At 31.4% G+C, this 818-nt stretch carries 1 protein-coding gene; it reads left to right on the top strand.

What is annotated here, in order from left to right:
• Positions 1 to 332: 332 nt before the first annotated feature.
• Positions 333 to 818: glycosyltransferase family protein (locus EKL98_RS17935; RefSeq protein ID WP_199740746.1), on the top strand; the 486-nt coding region annotated here is incomplete at its 3' end.

Consider the following 818-nt stretch of genomic DNA (forward strand, 5'->3'; position numbering starts at 1 on the left):
TATTATATAAATTTGGCTAAACATAGTGGAAGACTGTTAGAAGTAGATGAGGCGAGCACTGTAAATTGAGCTAATATTCAGCAATTTGATAATAATAATCAAACTTGCGGACAATGGAAATTAATACCAGTAACACAGTTATCGTTAGAAACACAAAACAAAATAGGATCTTCTATAAATTTATACCCAAACCCAGTAAAGGACACCCTTTTTTTAACCTCAGACATGAAAGGAATAGAACTAAGTATTTTTTCTCTAATAGGAAATTTAGTTTTAAAATCGCTAAGCTAATTGGAAGGTTTTATAAAGTTTAAACGTTAGAGAAAAAATATATGAAAATTCTCTTTATTTGTGGCTCTGCCGATCCGGGTAAAGATGGGGTAGGCGATTATACTCGTCGTTTTTGTGGCGAACTAATTAGGGTAGGCCATGTTGCTCAGATAGTTTCTTTATGTGATAAAAAGGTCACTACTTTTACAAATCAAAATCAAGAAATTGAAGAAGTGAAAGTTACAGTTTATCGCATCCCTATTTCAAGCTCAAATAATCAACGGCTTATTTGGTCACAAGAAATTATAAATAAAGTACAACCCGATTTGATTTCTTTGCAATTTGTACCCTATAGCTTTAACCCCAAGGGATTGCCTTTTTGGTTGCCTTCTTTCCTAACGAAATTAAGAGGAAATCACAAATGGCATATAATGTTCCACGAATTATGGTTAGGAATGGATTTGAATTCCAATTTTAAAAGTGTATGCATAGGTTTATTACAAAAAAAGTTAATTACAAAAATTTTAAACGGAAAAGAAAAAATAATA

This window comes from Flavobacterium bomense (genome assembly GCF_003970355.1).